The 15325-nt window shown below is 34.5% G+C and carries 25 protein-coding genes; 2 read left to right on the top strand and 23 right to left on the bottom strand.

Annotation, left to right across the window (positions count from 1 at the left end; all coding sequences use genetic code 11):
- Positions 1 to 10: 10 nt before the first annotated feature.
- The 4 genes from ACTWQM_RS17955 to ACTWQM_RS17940 form a co-directional block, all read right to left on the bottom strand.
- On the bottom strand, positions 11 to 100 hold the full coding sequence (locus ACTWQM_RS17955) for a DUF4256 domain-containing protein (RefSeq protein WP_443259576.1): 90 nt from the start codon (positions 98 to 100) through the stop codon (positions 11 to 13).
- Between the two features lie 266 nt (positions 101 to 366).
- On the bottom strand, positions 367 to 645 hold the full coding sequence (locus ACTWQM_RS17950; RefSeq protein ID WP_443259533.1) for a VOC family protein: 279 nt from the start codon (positions 643 to 645) through the stop codon (positions 367 to 369).
- 29 nt (positions 646 to 674) lie between these two features.
- The gene (locus ACTWQM_RS17945; protein ID WP_443259532.1) at positions 675 to 1061 is read right to left on the bottom strand and encodes a VOC family protein; all 387 of its coding nucleotides are present in this window, start codon (positions 1059 to 1061) and stop codon (positions 675 to 677) included.
- Positions 1062 to 1148: 87 nt separating this feature from the next.
- Positions 1149 to 1424 (bottom strand): ArsR/SmtB family transcription factor, encoded by a 276-nt coding sequence (locus ACTWQM_RS17940; RefSeq protein ID WP_443259531.1) that lies wholly within the window; start codon positions 1422 to 1424, stop codon positions 1149 to 1151.
- A 137-nt stretch (positions 1425 to 1561) separates the two neighbouring features.
- Between ACTWQM_RS17940 and ACTWQM_RS17935 the strand changes: the two genes are divergently transcribed.
- Together ACTWQM_RS17935 and ACTWQM_RS17930 are read left to right on the top strand one after the other, a co-directional pair.
- Positions 1562 to 2002 (top strand): cell wall hydrolase, encoded by a 441-nt coding sequence (locus ACTWQM_RS17935; RefSeq protein ID WP_443259530.1) that lies wholly within the window; start codon positions 1562 to 1564, stop codon positions 2000 to 2002.
- Positions 2003 to 2244: 242 nt separating this feature from the next.
- Complete coding sequence (locus ACTWQM_RS17930) at positions 2245 to 2403, top strand: hypothetical protein (RefSeq protein WP_443259529.1); 159 nt, start codon at positions 2245 to 2247, stop codon at positions 2401 to 2403.
- Positions 2404 to 2456: 53 nt separating this feature from the next.
- Here the strand turns inward: ACTWQM_RS17930 and ACTWQM_RS17925 are convergent, their stop codons facing one another.
- The 19 genes from ACTWQM_RS17925 to ACTWQM_RS17835 all read right to left on the bottom strand — a co-directional run bounded on the left by ACTWQM_RS17925 (position 2457) and on the right by ACTWQM_RS17835 (position 15241).
- Positions 2457 to 2873: a hypothetical protein gene (locus ACTWQM_RS17925; protein ID WP_443259528.1), complete on the bottom strand. Its 417-nt coding sequence runs from the start codon at positions 2871 to 2873 to the stop codon at positions 2457 to 2459.
- A gap of 207 nt (positions 2874 to 3080) precedes the next feature.
- Positions 3081 to 3284 (bottom strand): hypothetical protein, encoded by a 204-nt coding sequence (locus ACTWQM_RS17920; RefSeq protein WP_443259527.1) that lies wholly within the window; start codon positions 3282 to 3284, stop codon positions 3081 to 3083.
- Positions 3285 to 3770: 486 nt separating this feature from the next.
- Positions 3771 to 4166 carry a hypothetical protein gene (locus ACTWQM_RS17915; protein WP_443259526.1) on the bottom strand — a complete coding sequence of 132 codons (396 nt, stop codon included), beginning with the start codon at positions 4164 to 4166 and terminating at the stop codon, positions 3771 to 3773.
- 585 nt (positions 4167 to 4751) lie between these two features.
- The gene (locus ACTWQM_RS17910; protein WP_443259525.1) at positions 4752 to 5300 is read right to left on the bottom strand and encodes a hypothetical protein; all 549 of its coding nucleotides are present in this window, start codon (positions 5298 to 5300) and stop codon (positions 4752 to 4754) included.
- A 120-nt stretch (positions 5301 to 5420) separates the two neighbouring features.
- On the bottom strand, positions 5421 to 5654 hold the full coding sequence (locus ACTWQM_RS17905; RefSeq protein ID WP_443259524.1) for a DUF3953 domain-containing protein: 234 nt from the start codon (positions 5652 to 5654) through the stop codon (positions 5421 to 5423).
- A 103-nt stretch (positions 5655 to 5757) separates the two neighbouring features.
- On the bottom strand, positions 5758 to 5919 hold the full coding sequence (locus tag ACTWQM_RS17900; RefSeq protein ID WP_443259523.1) for a hypothetical protein: 162 nt from the start codon (positions 5917 to 5919) through the stop codon (positions 5758 to 5760).
- Positions 5920 to 6094: 175 nt separating this feature from the next.
- Positions 6095 to 6871: an SDR family oxidoreductase gene (locus tag ACTWQM_RS17895; RefSeq protein ID WP_443259522.1), complete on the bottom strand. Its 777-nt coding sequence runs from the start codon at positions 6869 to 6871 to the stop codon at positions 6095 to 6097.
- Between the two features lie 175 nt (positions 6872 to 7046).
- Positions 7047 to 7262 carry a hypothetical protein gene (locus tag ACTWQM_RS17890; RefSeq protein WP_443259521.1) on the bottom strand — a complete coding sequence of 72 codons (216 nt, stop codon included), beginning with the start codon at positions 7260 to 7262 and terminating at the stop codon, positions 7047 to 7049.
- Between the two features lie 210 nt (positions 7263 to 7472).
- Entirely contained in the window at positions 7473 to 7898 is a 426-nt protein-coding gene (locus ACTWQM_RS17885) for an RDD family protein (RefSeq protein WP_443259520.1), read from the bottom strand.
- Positions 7899 to 8022: 124 nt separating this feature from the next.
- Complete coding sequence (locus tag ACTWQM_RS17880) at positions 8023 to 8538, bottom strand: hypothetical protein (protein ID WP_443259519.1); 516 nt, start codon at positions 8536 to 8538, stop codon at positions 8023 to 8025.
- A gap of 209 nt (positions 8539 to 8747) precedes the next feature.
- Complete coding sequence (locus tag ACTWQM_RS17875) at positions 8748 to 9167, bottom strand: hypothetical protein (protein WP_443259518.1); 420 nt, start codon at positions 9165 to 9167, stop codon at positions 8748 to 8750.
- Between the two features lie 27 nt (positions 9168 to 9194).
- Entirely contained in the window at positions 9195 to 9752 is a 558-nt protein-coding gene (locus tag ACTWQM_RS17870; RefSeq protein ID WP_443259517.1) for a hypothetical protein, read from the bottom strand.
- Between the two features lie 10 nt (positions 9753 to 9762).
- On the bottom strand, positions 9763 to 10011 hold the full coding sequence (locus ACTWQM_RS17865; RefSeq protein WP_443259516.1) for a hypothetical protein: 249 nt from the start codon (positions 10009 to 10011) through the stop codon (positions 9763 to 9765).
- A gap of 291 nt (positions 10012 to 10302) precedes the next feature.
- A complete protein-coding gene (locus ACTWQM_RS17860) occupies positions 10303 to 10779 on the bottom strand; it encodes a GNAT family N-acetyltransferase (RefSeq protein WP_443259515.1) in 477 nt (158 codons plus the stop codon).
- Between the two features lie 342 nt (positions 10780 to 11121).
- Complete coding sequence (locus ACTWQM_RS17855) at positions 11122 to 12288, bottom strand: MFS transporter (RefSeq protein WP_443259514.1); 1167 nt, start codon at positions 12286 to 12288, stop codon at positions 11122 to 11124.
- 293 nt (positions 12289 to 12581) lie between these two features.
- Positions 12582 to 13688, bottom strand: coding sequence for a DUF4179 domain-containing protein (locus ACTWQM_RS17850; RefSeq protein WP_443259513.1), 1107 nt, complete (start codon positions 13686 to 13688; stop codon positions 12582 to 12584).
- Complete coding sequence (locus ACTWQM_RS17845) at positions 13681 to 14187, bottom strand: RNA polymerase sigma factor (RefSeq protein WP_443259512.1); 507 nt, start codon at positions 14185 to 14187, stop codon at positions 13681 to 13683. The genes ACTWQM_RS17850 and ACTWQM_RS17845 overlap by 8 nt, the downstream gene beginning before the upstream one ends.
- Positions 14188 to 14399: 212 nt before the next feature.
- A complete protein-coding gene (locus ACTWQM_RS17840; RefSeq protein ID WP_443259511.1) occupies positions 14400 to 14891 on the bottom strand; it encodes a GyrI-like domain-containing protein in 492 nt (163 codons plus the stop codon).
- Positions 14888 to 15241 (bottom strand): MerR family transcriptional regulator, encoded by a 354-nt coding sequence (locus ACTWQM_RS17835; RefSeq protein WP_443259510.1) that lies wholly within the window; start codon positions 15239 to 15241, stop codon positions 14888 to 14890. The genes ACTWQM_RS17840 and ACTWQM_RS17835 overlap by 4 nt, the downstream gene beginning before the upstream one ends.
- Between the last annotated feature and the right edge of the window lie 84 nt (positions 15242 to 15325).

The raw sequence follows: 15325 nt of genomic DNA, 5'->3' as shown, positions 1-15325 counted from the left end.
CTTCAAACCCTTAGCGAGCCACGGAAACCTCTGGTTGATAGTAAGAGGACGCACCGTTATGGTACACGACCACACGCCCGTAGCGATAATCATAAAAAATGGCAACACCGCGTTATCTGATATCAGGTTAGGTTATTTCGCCCACTCTATTTTTTATCATCGAAGGCCTTTTGTACGTCAACAATAATTAATGCTTTTTTCTTATTCATACGACTCCCCCCTTTAAAAATTGAGTTCGCCATTTATAACTATAATCACAATGTTATATTATTTATTCAACAATCTGGCCCGTAACATCTTAAAATGTGTCTCACTCATTCATTTATAGATGGATTAAAATATTGATAAGTTTCCCGAACGGGTCTCTCACGTAAAACGCCGCAAACCCCACGGCCCTTTAGCTGGATCATACTCAATTGGAATTCCTGCTTCTTTTACGCGAGCTAGTGCACTATCAAGATCATCAACCTCAATCGACAAATCAGGTACCGGTATCCCTGAGCAACCCTTCTGAAAGGAAACTAATTGAGTATCCATTTTCTTATGCGATCCGTAAGTCACAATAAATTCCAGATTCATTAATTGATTAAGTCCAAGTACTTCATCATAGAAGCACCTTGCTTTGGTGATATCCTGTGTAAACAAGACAAGGAAATTAGGTTAACGTCATAAAGTTATTCCTGCTCTATTATTTGAATAAGGTTGCCACATGTATCTTCGAAGACAGCTAATGTGACTTTGCCCATTTCCGTCGGTTCCATCGTAAACTTAACGCCTTGTTTAATTAATCGTTGGTACTCTTCATGAACATCTGCAACGCCAAACATTGTTACAGGAATGCCGTCAGCAAATAACTTGTTTTGATATTCTTTGGCAGCAGGATGATCATTCGGTTCAAGCAAAAGCTCGGTTCCGTCTTGATCATCTGGAGAAACAAGTGTTATCCACCTATATGCTCCCGCGGGCTCGTCATGCTTTTTTACAAAGCCCAACGTTTTTGTATAAAACTCTAATCCCCTGTCTTGGTCTTGAACGAATATACTGGTGACAATGATTTTCATAATTTTTTCCTCCTTTTATAGTTACGATGTATGGTTCTTTGCTAACAATCCCGCCAAAGAACTATACATTCATCATTAGTTATAAAATTACTCAACCCATCCTTTTAGCAAATTTTTAAGTGGTTCGTTGTTAAACATGAGTACTCGAAATTTCCCCTTTCGTTTTGATTTTACGAGCCCGGCATCATCCAATACATTAAGATGTTTAGCTATTCCCTGTCTCGAAATGGAAAGATTGTGCTTCATAACAAGGCGTGCTGTAAGTTCATATAATGTCAGCTCGTTACGTTCAGATAGTTCATCTAATATCAGCCGCCGAGTTGAGTCGCTGAGTGCTTTGAATATAGCGTCTTTATTCCACATACACCAATTATACGCAACCATATAGTTGCATGTCAATGAAGTCTTATGAAAGTGGTACACGCCCAATCAGATAAAGATTGCGAAAAGCTTACATTTTTAAAAGTTTTTTTCATACAATTTTATAAGAGGTGATGAAAATGCCAAGAGTAGCATATACCAATCATGACGTTAACTTAATAGCAAGAATGATGAGGGCAGAAGCCGTGGGCGAGGGACGACTGGGAATGCTGATGGTTGGTAATGTAATTGTAAATCGAGCAAGAGCTGATTGTTTAGATTTTCAAGATTTACGGTCAATACGGGAAGTGGTTTTTCAAGTACAAGGAGGAAATTATTCTTTTGAAGCAGTACAAAAGGGTAGTTTATTTTATAGTCCAGCAAGAGGTGTGGAAAAAAAGTTAGCCAGAGAAGTTTTAAAATATTGGAGAAAACATCCTGCAAAGTTTGCTCTTTGGTATTTTAATCCATCTGGTGAATGTCCTCCTACATGGTACGGCCAACCACTTACAGGACAATATAAACAACATTGCTATTATGAACCAATAGCTAATACATGTGAAAGCGCCTATAGGTATTAACAAATACCCCACTTATTGTGGGGTATTTTAATTGTTAAGTCTATCACCATATTCCTTATCAAAGGAAAGAACCTGGGACCGAAAAATGTGGTTTATACCACAAATATAATATTCGTTCAACAGACTTGCGTTAGAATAAGAAGCCACTTTTAAGGCATTCTATAAACAAATGGTTAGATAGCAGAAACACCTATAAGAGGATGTGCCACTTTTATTTTCTATCTAAATACAGGAGGGTCTATATGCAAAAAGATAAACAGGCTAATGAAAATATGAGGTCAAGTATGAAGCCAGGATTTGCCGGAACCGATCCTAAAAAGGTGAAAAAAGAAATCCAAAAAGATATAAGCGAAGGACAAGGTGCAATGACTTCTCGAGAGGCAGGAGCAATGCGAGATTAAAAAAACCACTTCTTGTGGTTTTTTAATTTTACACTTTTATATGAAGCATTTGCTCAGTTCTTTTTTAACAAAACGAATACAGCACCATAAAACAGCGACATCAACAATGAGTAGGACCCATAACTTAGGTCAAATAGGATATTGCCTCCAAATAAAGGTGTGATAAAGATTAGATAAAAAGGATACTGTATTGATGCTATTACATCTAAAATACCATTCCCAATCATATCGTGCTCAAATGTTGTGATTACAAATACAATTACACCTGATATGACCCCGAACATTGAAAAAGTCTTCAATATTCTACTTCCTTTTTTAGAATACGTTAGTAACAATACCATAAACAATATCGTTACAAGTGAGTTTAAAATGTCGATATTTGAATCAGGATGTTTAATTGATGGCATCAAATTTACTGAAAACGCCAATAAGTATGAACCTATTAATAATAGTAAGAATATGTACTTCATAATAACTCTCCCCCCTTTTATAGATAGTTCAATATCGATTTATTAATGTTAGCATAATATTTCATAAGTAATAGGAGTTTCTTAACAAATAATATTAGATAACTTGCTTATCGCCAAACTTTAATGGCGAACGCCTTTGTTTCACTTATGCATTTTAACTCTCTACGCGACAGCGCGTCGCTGATTGAATAAGAGTGCAAATCCAACCTAACTATGTTCATTCAAAATCTTTTCTAAGCGGGGAACAACATCTCCTTCAATTGCATCATCCAAATCTTCCATTTTATATTCAAGGTTCGAAATGATGTGTTCATATTTAGTCAATTTAGCATTCTGCTGAAATAATACAATCCCCATAATCACATTTACCAATAAAACAAGAATTAAAATAATATTATAAGGTTTTTTCATGAATTTCTGCCCCCCCTTAGAACAAAAAGCGATAGTAGTTGCTGCATCGATACCTCTATATCGTTAAATCTGATGTCAACGAATGTTGGGTGTTAGTCTGAGATTATAGCTAATAAATCATTAATCACAATAAAAGTCCCAAACAATGCTAAGCCAATATAGGTATAACCCAGTTTTTTATCTTCATTTTTTATAGTGTTTATTCCTATAACTAAACATATTAAAGATATATTGGAATACTTTATGTATGTAGGTACCTCGCTAATCAAAAAATGGTAGAGATAAATACCGATAGTCAAGAGTACAAGATAATGAAGAATCCAAAACTTAAAGTGAAATAATATTTTATTACAAAACCCAAAGATACCCTGCGACATAATTCCTCCTTAAAATAAAATATATTGCTTTGTTTAAAGCAAGTCTGCTGCGTTACTGGAATAAGAAATAATAAATTCATTCACTTAATGAAGAATCGCAGCCATTAGTTCATTCAATTTTTCCTTCTCCTGTCAATTGTGATCCATCAACCAAACCTAATTGACTAAAAGTATATTTATATTCTGATTGATTCCTCTTTTTTACACCTTGAATATTTACAAAGTATTCAATACCTTCCTCTAACAGATTATATATTCTTGAGTCTTCAATCATCACCTTATATCTTTCTTTATTTTGATTGTTATCGTTAGCATTAGAGCCTGTAACCCACATTCTCATATATTTTCCAGATTCATTATGATGTTCTTTCTTATCAATCTCAAAAATCATTGAACTACTTTTATAAGATTTTCCTCCCTCAAAATAAAAATAAAATAAAAAACCTACTATTAAGAATAAAAGAGTCAGCAAAACCACCCATTTTTTACGAGAATTATTGAACAAAAATCCACCTCCTGATAAAAGTTATTCTTTCACAGAAATGCCAGTTAGTTCAATGACTATATATTTAAAATTAACATGATATTCCAATTCGTAATCCGTGGTTTTTGAACAAAAAACAAAAGTAAGACCGACTCTAAAGTCAATCTACTTAGTTAAGTATTGTTGTGACTTTTAATAAGAGATTGTTATTGTACATTTAAATCTAAGTCTTTTTTCTTCTTAAGTTTACCAACTATGAATCGAACTATTAAATAAATGATAATTACGTTTAATACAAAAGTACCAGGATTTATTGCCATACCGGCATTTCCGTTAAAAAAGTTATCGAAAAACCATACACTGTTAGGTTCTGGCTGATACCGTTATATATTTTAAGGGAAAGCCATAAGTATAACTTCCCATTCTTCCATTAAAAAAATCACTTGGTATAAAAAGTGGTATTAAGATACAGAATAGCAAAATCCAACTCGTATGTTTCCTGTCTAACCTTTTCAAAAAATCCCTCCCTTATTAAACTTTACTGCTACTATGGTTAATCAAGGGTGCTGGAACTAGGGGGCATTCGCCTTATTAAAGTAAAAGCACTTATTCATACCATCCTTCGACATCGGGAAGTACTTGATATTCATCCTTACTTTTAACAATTTTAAGTACATAATTTCGCAACTGAATTAGTTTTTTTGCATCGTTGGTTGGTTCGCAGTATTTCAATGATAAGAAACGTGTTATTGTTTCGTCGTTGATGACAATCTTCCATTCATCTTCTCCGTGCGGTTCTTGGGTACAAATCGATCCGTTTACAGGCTCGGGCGTAAATTTGGTCAATTCATCTATGTTAATCTCCTTTACTTTCTTGTAAATCTTTCTCATTTCTGCATCGGTAAAGGTTATTTCTGCGGTTGCCGTTCCATCTGCTATTAAATCTTTCGTAACAATTCCTTCAAAAGTGTTAATTTCATTCTTTTTTGCCATACCAAACTGAACTGAAAAATTAAAATTCTCCGGCATTTTTCTTGGCATGTTCTCAGTGGCAGAACTGGTTGTATTTGTATCCGATTCGCCTGAATTTGTGTCAGTTTGGCTACAAGCACCAAGAATTAAAGTAATTAAAATAATAAACAATAATTTTTTCACAAAAATATCCCCCCTATCACATGGGACGATAAAACTGCCTAATAGTTTCCCCTTAATGAACTATTTTTCCAGTTAGCTCAGGTTGAAACTTACCAATCCCTTATTAAACGCTTGCATAGCTCAATAAAAAAGCCATGAATTGATTGATACAAATAGCAAAAATAAGAAAACAACTACTAATAGCCAACCAAGCACTTTTCGTTCTTTTTTAAATTCTTGTATTCCCATGACTAACATCAATAACCCTAGGAAAAATATCATATAATGCTGAAACTCAAAGTTATTCGTAATCAATCCATATGCAGCAAAAGAAATGGCAACTACCGAAAAAATAATATGTAAAATTATTAACATAATTACCCCCCTATATCTACTTGAATAACACCCTCCAGACTACTTATTAGACTTTTGGTCGTTTGTTCAACTCTTGCACCATTTTGTTCAATTATTGTTGTTGTTATGAATCTTCTTTAGAGATAATCTCCTTTATTTCATCTATTTTTTTATCCATTTCATTTAGCTTTTTCTTATTGTTATTAAAATGGTGGGCTACCCTTGATATTAAGTAAACAATTAAAACGAAGAATGCAAGATTCCAAATAGCACTAAAGGCATCCATATAATAATCCCCCCTCTTAAAATTATATCTCTATTTAACTAAACTGCCATTTATTGAACTAGAGAAAACGATGGCATAGCATCCGTTTCTAAGTACAGAGTTTCACAATATAACTAAAAACTCTAAGTTTGAATAAACAGGAATGCACTGTTATAGAGCCCATTTGCTTTATTTTTTATCTTATGAATCCGCCTTCTGAATGGATTATTTGTCCTGTAACCCAATCCGCGTCATCGCTGACTAGAAATTTAATGGTTCTTGCAACATCCCTTGGTTCACCTAATCTACCAAAGGGAAACATCGGTTTTAGGTCACTCCTTATTTCCTCTGTAACCCACCCAGTATCTGTTGGTCCAGGGTTAATTGCATTGACTGTTATACCAAAAGTGGCAAGTTCTGCCGATAATGTAACGGTCAAAGCATCAACTGCTCCTTTCGTTGTTGCATATGCTAATTCACCAGGCATAGGTCCTTTAAACTGACCTGAAGTAATATTAACAATTCTTCCTCCAGATTCCTTCTTAAAGTTCTGAGCAAATTTACTACTTAATAGTGTAGTTGCACGAACATTCACCATATAGTGCTTATCTAATTCATCAGCAGTAAGATTGGAAAAATCGTTATTTGTTGAGTATGCTGCGTTGTTAATTAATATATCAGGATAACCAAGTTGTTCATTCACTCTATTTATAAGAAGTTCAGGTGCATCATTTTTAGTTAAATCCAATTCCATCCGAGAAACCTTAACACCTTTTTTTACTAATTCTGCTTCTAATTTCATTGGTTCATCTAAATTTATTGCCCAAGGCATCCCTTTATCATAATCCGTCCAATAAGTGAAAAAGATATGGTAACCAGTTTCAGCTAACTCCTTGCAAATAGCTGCTCCAATACCATTAATGCGGCTAGCACCCGTAACAATTGCAATTTTTTCCTTAAATTGATTAATCATAATCCCCCTCCAAACACAATCAAATAAACCCTCAAGTGAGAGTAATAATAGGCTATTAATTTTCACAACTTAAAATGCGTTTAACTCATCTTCCTTGTTGAGCTAACTTGCTGCGATAGTGCAATAAGCCGATCTCTTATTAAACAATCGCATCAGTTAATGCAAAATAGAAAGTTTAGTTTTTAGCTTGAACATATATAAATGTTTTTCTTACCAAAAACACAGCTAATATCGGAATAAATATATAAATTCCTATTTTAACAACGTCTGCATATACCATTGTTAACCCTATTATAATCACAATTAGTGATACTAAAAACAAAGCATTAACAGTCTGTCTAGACAAATTCTTGAACCATTTATTTTTCTTTTCTAAATACCATACTACCAATCCTAAAATTAATCCTCCCAAAAACAGAAATAAGTAAGTTAAAGACACCAAATCCCTCCATAAGTAATAATTTATTTTATTGACAAACTAACATATAATACTTTTTCTAAAAGGTTTGTTATTCAATTAACCCGCTTCTATAGTTTAGCAAGGATGCTGGTATCTTATTGTGTTAAATCACCCGTTTGTTTAATTTCCATCTTTCACAATCTAGTAATTCGTTGGTGGGTTTGTTGTCACATATGTTCGTGCGATAAAATCGTGAATCGCACGTTTATCTTCTCTTACCCCTACCATAAAGGCACTTACAATCAAACCAAGACCCAATGTAAGAGTATAGGCAATTGCCGCTACTATAACTATTAATATCATTGTGCCGATTCCAACTTTTTTCCCATCCATTCTAACGATACGATTTCCTGCCATTCTTCTTCCTAATGTGTACCCAGACCATAAAATAGGTAATAACATCGTATAAAACATTCCTAACGTATCAGTAAGGTAGTAGTTTTCACCATCATAGAACACTCCATATAGAAGGTGTGAAATAATTCCTGTCACCAAAAATATAATTATAAAATCTAAAACAAATGCTAAAAACCTGTTCCCAAAACCCGCTGGATTAGCAGCTTCCATAAAACAATCTCTCCTTTAATAATTTTCGTAAAACAAACCTGCTGTTATAGTTGAACAAGGATTCGACTCCTTATTCAACTCTTGCCCCCGTTGATTTAAGGACATTCTTCACAACCCTATGTTATCAAGAGGTCTTAATTGTTTTTTCGTCAGGTATCATACTAAAGGAATTAAGAATTAGAATATAAAACGGGTACACTATCAACCCTCCAATTATTAAAAGACCAGAGGCAGGGTTTGGGTCGTCACCACCGTAAGTTATCAGGAATAAAGTTACGAAAACATAAATGAAAAGCACAAAATAAGGTATCCATAAAATGATAGTCCAAAGGTTTGCTTTTCGCCCATTCAGCCATTTTTTTGTTAAGAGATAAAGTATTATTGTGCCAGCTGTTACTTCAATTAGAAGAATAACACCAGTTAAAATATTTATCGTGCCAATTTCCCAACTTGTTAGCCTGCCTATTCTATAAACATTCACTATAAGTTGAACTGGAATAAATATGATCAAAGCATATATCATGCTAATAACATTTAACTTCAATAAATATTTCATTTTAATTCCCCAATTATATTTATCTCTTCTTGAACAATCCTGCTTCATTAGCACAACAAGCTCTAACATAATAAATTTTAACATAATATTCCAGCTATTAGTTAGTATGATCGCAATTTTCTGAAATAGTAAACATTAGAAAAGTTGACATTCGCCAAGCCTTTGGGCGAATTGCCTTATTTGCACTTATACAGTAAGAAAGTGGTTATACTTTCTAATCTGCAAATAAAAAGATCGAATAAATGTCGATCTACTAATACAACTCTTGCACTCGTTACTTTTTAGATATACAATCAATTCCTTTTCTTAATACTATCTAACAACAAATATCCAAAGAATACTCCGCTTATAGTAATCAAAGGTATTCCGCCGTCACCAGTACGATAAATATCAGCTAAGAATAAGAGATGTTTACCGATAGAAGAAAAATAAAGATGCGGTGCAAGTGTAATATATAAAAGAGGAATTCCAACAGCAATCAACTTAATCCAATCTATACTCCACTTTCCTTTTTTGTTTATTTCTCTTATTAACTTAGTTAAATTTATAAGCATTCCGAAAATAATAGGATAAATAATTGAAAATATAATGTACGGTGTCATATTAAAAGTTCTGGTGTACTGTTCCTTTAAAAACATTTGATAATTCGATGCTATTATAAATAAGAACACCAAAACAACAGTATAAGTTAAGGAACTAATGAATCTTTTCACTTTAAACACACCCGATCATGGAATAAATTAATCAATTAACACTTCAATTTCGTCTTCATTATCTTCTACCAATTCCTCTAATAAATGGTCATATTCTTTGTTAAATTCCTCCATCCCTTTTTCGTCATCAAACTCTGATAACCCTAACTTTTTTTCGAAATAAGTAATCAAATAAGCATTCTGTTTTTCAATTTTTTTTGCATATTCCCTTTGGAATTCTTCTGGTTCCATATCTAATTTTCTGGCTTGTGATTCGGCAAAATTACGAATTTGTTTTCCGCCTTCATCATTTGTATTTGCAGGGGGCAGTTCCCCGAACCAGCCGCCGTCCCTTTCATCACTTAATTTGTCTGAAATATCAAGGCCCATTTCCTTTACCTTTTGTTTTACCAACTCGACTCTTATTGCCCAATCAAGGTAATCTAACGCGGTATCATCAGGGTATAAAAACCGTAAATCACCTATTGTAATTTCTTGTCCTTTCACAATGGCTGCGGCTTCGTTATCATCATATTTTGAAACACTGCTACACCCAGCCATAAAAATAAGGAGTATCAAAACGGAAAACTGTACGACTTTTGACATTAAAACACCTCTATTTCATACTTCCACAATATGGAACGATTGTTGATAATGCCCTTTCCATACCAGGTACTACATCCATTAAAGCTGCCCAATCTTCCACAGCTACCCACACCGATACAAGACTGTATTCTGCACAAAGGGTTAAAGCTGTAAATGATAATCCCATCGCCATAGCAAGCTTATAATCCTTTCCTGCTTTATACAGATAAAGATTTATAAAAGTTGCTACTATAGCAATAACGCCTAATATTACCCACATAACTCAACCTCCATATATTTTTGTTATGTCCTATAATAATACTAATGTGCTTCATTCAATTTTTGCATTATTATTTTATTAGACGTTAATGCGTCTATATTCCAGTAAATGCTTATCCCTTTTGTGATTTCTTATTGAACAAATCTGCTACGTTAGCACAACAAACTCTACCATAATAAATATTAACATAATATTCCAGCTATGAGTTGGTGTGGTCAAAATTTTCTGAAATAGTAAGTAAAATAAAAAGATCGATTTAACGTCGATCTTCTAATCCAACTCTTGCACCAGTTAGTTCAATATAATCTCCATTTTTCTACCCTTAGTGGTCATCCCAATTGACCTATAAAATTCAATGGCAGATGTATTTTCCTCGGATACTCCCAATTCAATACTATCAACACTGAGGTTCTCCCCAAAGTCAAAAACGTATTGAATTAGTTTTTTTCCGATACCTTTCTTTCTATGTGTTCCAGCAACACATAGACTGTTTATAACTAATACTTTCCTCGCTTTAACAAAAGAATTTTCAGTTGTTTCTTCTTCCTTTGTTACTATAACACCGACTATATCATTGCCTATGGTAGCCACAAAGATATGTTGTTTGTCATCAATTAACTGACTTTCAAAGAACTCTTGCTCAACTGGAATAGAATTCTCTTTGTACAAATCTGGTCTTACAAAAACGTGGAATTCATGAACCTGCCTAAATAAAGGCAGCAAAAATTCATAATCGTTTTGTTCGGCACTTCGAATAGATATATCCATATTTTTTTACCTCTCAATAATTGTTTAATTGACAATTCACCATTTCTCTCTCTTACCCAGACACGCTTTATTGACGTATTCTGCTCTGTTTAAGTTTAATTCTTACAACTTTGTGTTTATTCTAACATAACTATTCATAACATTTCGTAAAGTCATGAAAGAAATTGTTTATCTCTGCCAATTTATTAGTAAGTATATTTGTATGCTGCAACTTCAATGGCTACTTAACTGAACATACAACAAAAAAAACGACCATATAATCAGTAAACAGATTGTATGGTCGTTTTACATTACATTTTAATATTTAGCAATAAATTAATATTCGATTACTGCTGAGTCAGGTCAGCTCTTACTTCTCACAGCTTCTGTCCCCTGTTTACGATACATGGAAACCAATGCCGCTCCAATTGAAAGTAAAGCAAAAAATCCGCCGACTGTTGCATTTTGTTCGATAGAGGCACGCTCAATAACCAGACCGCCAACCAGTGATCCAAATGCGATACCTAGATGAAGCGCCGAATTATTCAGACTCTGCTGAATGTCAGATGATTCAGGTGATAAATTGATAAGATAGGACTGTGTCGCTGGAGCCAACGTCCAGCTGAGCATCCCCCAGATCACCAGTATCATTATAAATGCTGGAAGTGCAAATGTTGTATAAGGTATAGAGAATATCACCAGCGTAAACAGAACAATCGTTAACATAATGGTCCGCTCTGGCCCTAGTTTGTCTGATAAAGTTCCACCAACACCACCGCCACTTACCGCTGCAATTCCGAAAATCATGTAAATAACACTGACCCAGGTCCCGTCTACCTCCATGGTCGTTTTTACAAAAGGAGTCAAATAAGCATAAAGAACTGTATGACCCGCGATGAACAGAAATGTTATGGCCTGCCCAAAAAAAATTCTCCGTCCTTTCAAAGTTGCCAGTTGTTTTTTAATTGGGCTGGAAGGCTTCGGATCAATTCGCTCCATCAAAAGAAACACACCAGCTATGGAAAAGACAGTTAAAACAGAAATCAGCACAAACGGAGAACGCCATCCAAAAGCATTGCCCAACAGTAACCCGACAGGAATCCCCAGAACAATCGAGGCACTAACACCCATGGAAACTATTCCGATTGCCCTGCCGCGATATTTTGGATGAACGATTGATGGCGCGATGGTCAGACACAGAATAATCAGAAGTGATCCGCTCAAAGCTGAAATAATTCTCCCTATAAAAACAATCGTATATGTCGGGCTAAAAACTGTCACAATATTTCCCAATAGAAATATAACCAGTGAAATAAGTGTCAGCCGTTTCCGCTCGATATTCGATGTAAGTATTAATAGAAGTGGTGCCCCGACAGCAAAGATCAGTGAAAAAATAGTAATCAGGAAGCCGACCTGACCAAGACTTACACCCAGATCTGCTGCCATCAGGTCCAATAATCCACCAATAATTAATTCAACCATCCCAACAACAAATGCTACTATCATTAAAAAGTAAACACGTTTATTCATTTCATGACGCCTTTCATCTCTAAGTTAGTTCGATAGTTAATCGTAAACCTAATTGTTCAAAAAGACAAGAGTGCCGATAGATACTTTTAACAAATACAATATATGTATATATCGCTATCTTCTGCTATAACTGGCAAGACGGTACAGAAGCTAACCAATATATAATGTGCTGGTACCCCAGAGTTAACAATTGCCACCCTTTATAAATAAAAGAAGTAACCGCCTCCTGTTAAAAAGCGCTTACTCCGTGATCATGTATACTAAATTCAGCCTGCAAATAGTATTACAATCACTCACTCCACCAATGGAATCTTTATTTCTTCTCCAACTACAAGAACACATTCCTGTCGATCCTTTAATGGAGCGAAAGTCATGACATATTCGTCTTTACCTGCAGTTACTTCACCTTTACTGTATATTGGAATGACTTTTTCTCCAGATGATTTTAAGTACACACCAGATTTATTTTCATTAAAGGTATATCCGTATTCATTACTTACTTCTCTTGCATTGAGAAATTGTTTTTCTAACTTACTCATTATTCTAGTTTCCTCTCCAAATTCATTGGTATGGATTTTAGTGTCAGAACCGGCGACTACAACCCTTGTTTCCAGTTCCGAGAACTCCACTCGTCTGATTTTGTATGTTTCACCATTAAATGTAAATTTTTTATTTAAATCAACTGTTTTCCTATCTGAGACTGCGGACTGATTAACATTTAATTCAAGTGGCCATTCTGTCTCTATTTTATCCATTTCATTATCTTCATATATCGTTAAGTTTTGAATTTCCAAACGGATATTTTGTCCTTCATACTCTTTTATTGATTCGAATGATAAGGCTTCTGCCACCTGGTTTGTTTCACTATTATAATAACTGCTTCCCCATCCCACATTCTCCAATTCTTTCTTCTTTCCATTTTCCTTAATGAGATATATGGAGCTTACACCTTCAAAAATGTCGATATAATGATTTTCCAAATTGGTTGAATCACTTTCATAGGTTAGCAGGAGTTTTGTTTCTTTATCATCTGTCAACACCGTTTCATAATTTACCGTTATGTCATGTTCTTCATCATAAAATGTTTGTTCAAGTGCCTGACCCTTTCCTGATATTATAGCCTTTCTTACGCCTGCATCATCTATGTGCTCACTTGAAAATATCTTGTCATAAACCTCTTGAATAGCTGCCAATGCTGGTGTAAACGTAAAGGTTGAAATAATAATCAGGAAAGCAGCGGCAACTAATGATAATCGTTTGTAAAGCTTCCTTTTATTAGTTGGTTTACAATGTATCCCCCCGAGTTCTGCTTTGGCTTTTTCTACTCCCATTCTCGCTCTATCATGCACTTCCTCCGGGACTTCAATTTTGTCTAACTCGCGTTTAACTTTATTATTCATACATATCAGCCCTTCTGATTTGCTTTCGAAGCTTTGCTAAAGACCGGTACAATACTGATTTTACTGTTCCTAACGGAGTCCCCTCAATTTCAGAAATTTCCTGAAGTGTATACCCATAATAATATTTCCAAAGAATGATGCTTTTCTCACTTTCATTTAATGTTCCTAGCAAATCTTGCAAAGACAATGAAAGGGGAAGATCTTTATCGCTTGAATCGATAGTTTCAGTGAATTCTGCGTTCAAGTGAATGACTTTCTTTTTTCTCCTCAGCATATCGGTTGCACAGCTGGTGGCTATTTTAATCAACCACGTTTTAAAGACATCCGGATTCTTTAATGTGCTAATTTTTTTGAAAGACCGATAGGCAGTTTCCTGAACAACATCAAGTGCATCGTGCTTATTTTTTACATATAAATATGCCATTCGATAAATATCCTTTTCATACTCCTGAAACAATGTAAGAAAAGCACTTTCATCGCCTTTTTGTGCCCTTTTCACTAATTTATTAATGCGAATCACCTTCATTTCCCCGAAAGTATTTCTACTTATTAGACGGACTTCCTGTTTATTTAGCTTCAATTAATTTTACTGTATTAAAGAATTGCATTAAAAAAGAAGTAACCACACTTTGTAAAATGCGATTACTTCTCTTACCAATCAGACCAAAGACAATCATAAATACTAAAGTTGCCATTCATTCCTTTATTAAACTAATATTTTCTAACTGGAAATTGTAACTCAGTCACAAATTCATCAGGATTATCTGTCAGCCAGTCACCCTTGTGGTATATCTCCCGTACCGGTCCATTGGTCGAATAGCCATTATCAGATAACCATTTATGCATTGTATTAGACGTTTCCCCGATAGCCGAAAGTGATCCAGTATGAACGATACTTGCCATATTCTCAACTAAAGGCAGTTCATATACCTTAACATCATTACATTCTGGAATAACGTTTGTTATCGGCTCAACAACCTCCATATCTATCTGACGAGAATCAGTGTTTATAAATAAACCACTATGATACATCGTCAAACAAGGTACAGACCGTTTGCTGTTCATATTATTAATATGTTTATTGACCGTTGACAATAAATTTTCACAAAAATAATCAAATGATAGGCTGCTTGCTTTCTGAATCGGCTTTCTTACAGATGCCACTAAAATGGGTTCAACTTGCTTAATTGATATTTCATTCATATAAGGTACTCCCCGTTCTTTATTAGAAAAATATTTGTACGGAGACGTTCCAGTCTGTTTGTTTCCAGTTCCAATGATTTTTCCAAGGAATCTGCCTTATCTTCCAGCATTGTAATTATCTCTTTGTTTAAAGAGTCTTCAATTAAGGTAGAAGAAATTTCTGAAAGTGATAGGCCGGCATCCTTTAAAGCTAAAACTTTATTGATTGTTACAAGCTGATCAGCTTCATAATAGCGGTAGTTTGTATTACCATCTATGAACCTGGGTTCTAGTATTCCTATATTTTCATAATGATAAAGCGTATTTATGGAAAGCCCGCTCAACTTCGAAAAATCACCAATTTTAAACATATAATCACCTCGAAAAAAACAGACTATACAGCTGTGCACCTCTGCCGTCTAATTTAATAATAAAGTCTTGGGTAACCCAAGAGT

It is taken from the genome of Virgibacillus sp. L01 (assembly GCF_052246775.1).
Classification (GTDB): Bacteria; Bacillota; Bacilli; order Bacillales; family Amphibacillaceae; genus Lentibacillus.
Note: the sequence above shows the minus strand (reverse complement) of the source record. Positions and strands in the feature narration are given on the sequence as shown.

Coding starts and splice junctions, on each gene's coding strand:
- ACTWQM_RS17945 (WP_443259532.1), bottom strand. CDS start 1,061: ATGAAAATCATTGTCACCAGTATATTCGTTCAAGACCAAGACAGGGGA.
- ACTWQM_RS17940 (WP_443259531.1), bottom strand. CDS start 1,424: ATGTGGAATAAAGACGCTATATTCAAAGCACTCAGCGACTCAACTCGG.
- ACTWQM_RS17935 (WP_443259530.1), top strand. CDS start 1,562: ATGCCAAGAGTAGCATATACCAATCATGACGTTAACTTAATAGCAAGA.
- ACTWQM_RS17930 (WP_443259529.1), top strand. CDS start 2,245: ATGCAAAAAGATAAACAGGCTAATGAAAATATGAGGTCAAGTATGAAG.
- ACTWQM_RS17925 (WP_443259528.1), bottom strand. CDS start 2,873: ATGAAGTACATATTCTTACTATTATTAATAGGTTCATACTTATTGGCG.
- ACTWQM_RS17920 (WP_443259527.1), bottom strand. CDS start 3,284: ATGAAAAAACCTTATAATATTATTTTAATTCTTGTTTTATTGGTAAAT.
- ACTWQM_RS17905 (WP_443259524.1), bottom strand. CDS start 5,654: ATGTTAATAATTTTACATATTATTTTTTCGGTAGTTGCCATTTCTTTT.
- ACTWQM_RS17900 (WP_443259523.1), bottom strand. CDS start 5,919: ATGGATGCCTTTAGTGCTATTTGGAATCTTGCATTCTTCGTTTTAATT.
- ACTWQM_RS17895 (WP_443259522.1), bottom strand. CDS start 6,871: ATGATTAATCAATTTAAGGAAAAAATTGCAATTGTTACGGGTGCTAGC.
- ACTWQM_RS17885 (WP_443259520.1), bottom strand. CDS start 7,898: ATGGAAGCTGCTAATCCAGCGGGTTTTGGGAACAGGTTTTTAGCATTT.
- ACTWQM_RS17880 (WP_443259519.1), bottom strand. CDS start 8,538: ATGTTAAAATTTATTATGTTAGAGCTTGTTGTGCTAATGAAGCAGGAT.
- ACTWQM_RS17870 (WP_443259517.1), bottom strand. CDS start 9,752: ATGTCAAAAGTCGTACAGTTTTCCGTTTTGATACTCCTTATTTTTATG.
- ACTWQM_RS17865 (WP_443259516.1), bottom strand. CDS start 10,011: ATGTGGGTAATATTAGGCGTTATTGCTATAGTAGCAACTTTTATAAAT.
- ACTWQM_RS17860 (WP_443259515.1), bottom strand. CDS start 10,779: ATGGATATATCTATTCGAAGTGCCGAACAAAACGATTATGAATTTTTG.
- ACTWQM_RS17855 (WP_443259514.1), bottom strand. CDS start 12,288: ATGAATAAACGTGTTTACTTTTTAATGATAGTAGCATTTGTTGTTGGG.
- ACTWQM_RS17850 (WP_443259513.1), bottom strand. CDS start 13,688: ATGAATAATAAAGTTAAACGCGAGTTAGACAAAATTGAAGTCCCGGAG.
- ACTWQM_RS17840 (WP_443259511.1), bottom strand. CDS start 14,891: ATGAATGAAATATCAATTAAGCAAGTTGAACCCATTTTAGTGGCATCT.
- ACTWQM_RS17835 (WP_443259510.1), bottom strand. CDS start 15,241: ATGTTTAAAATTGGTGATTTTTCGAAGTTGAGCGGGCTTTCCATAAAT.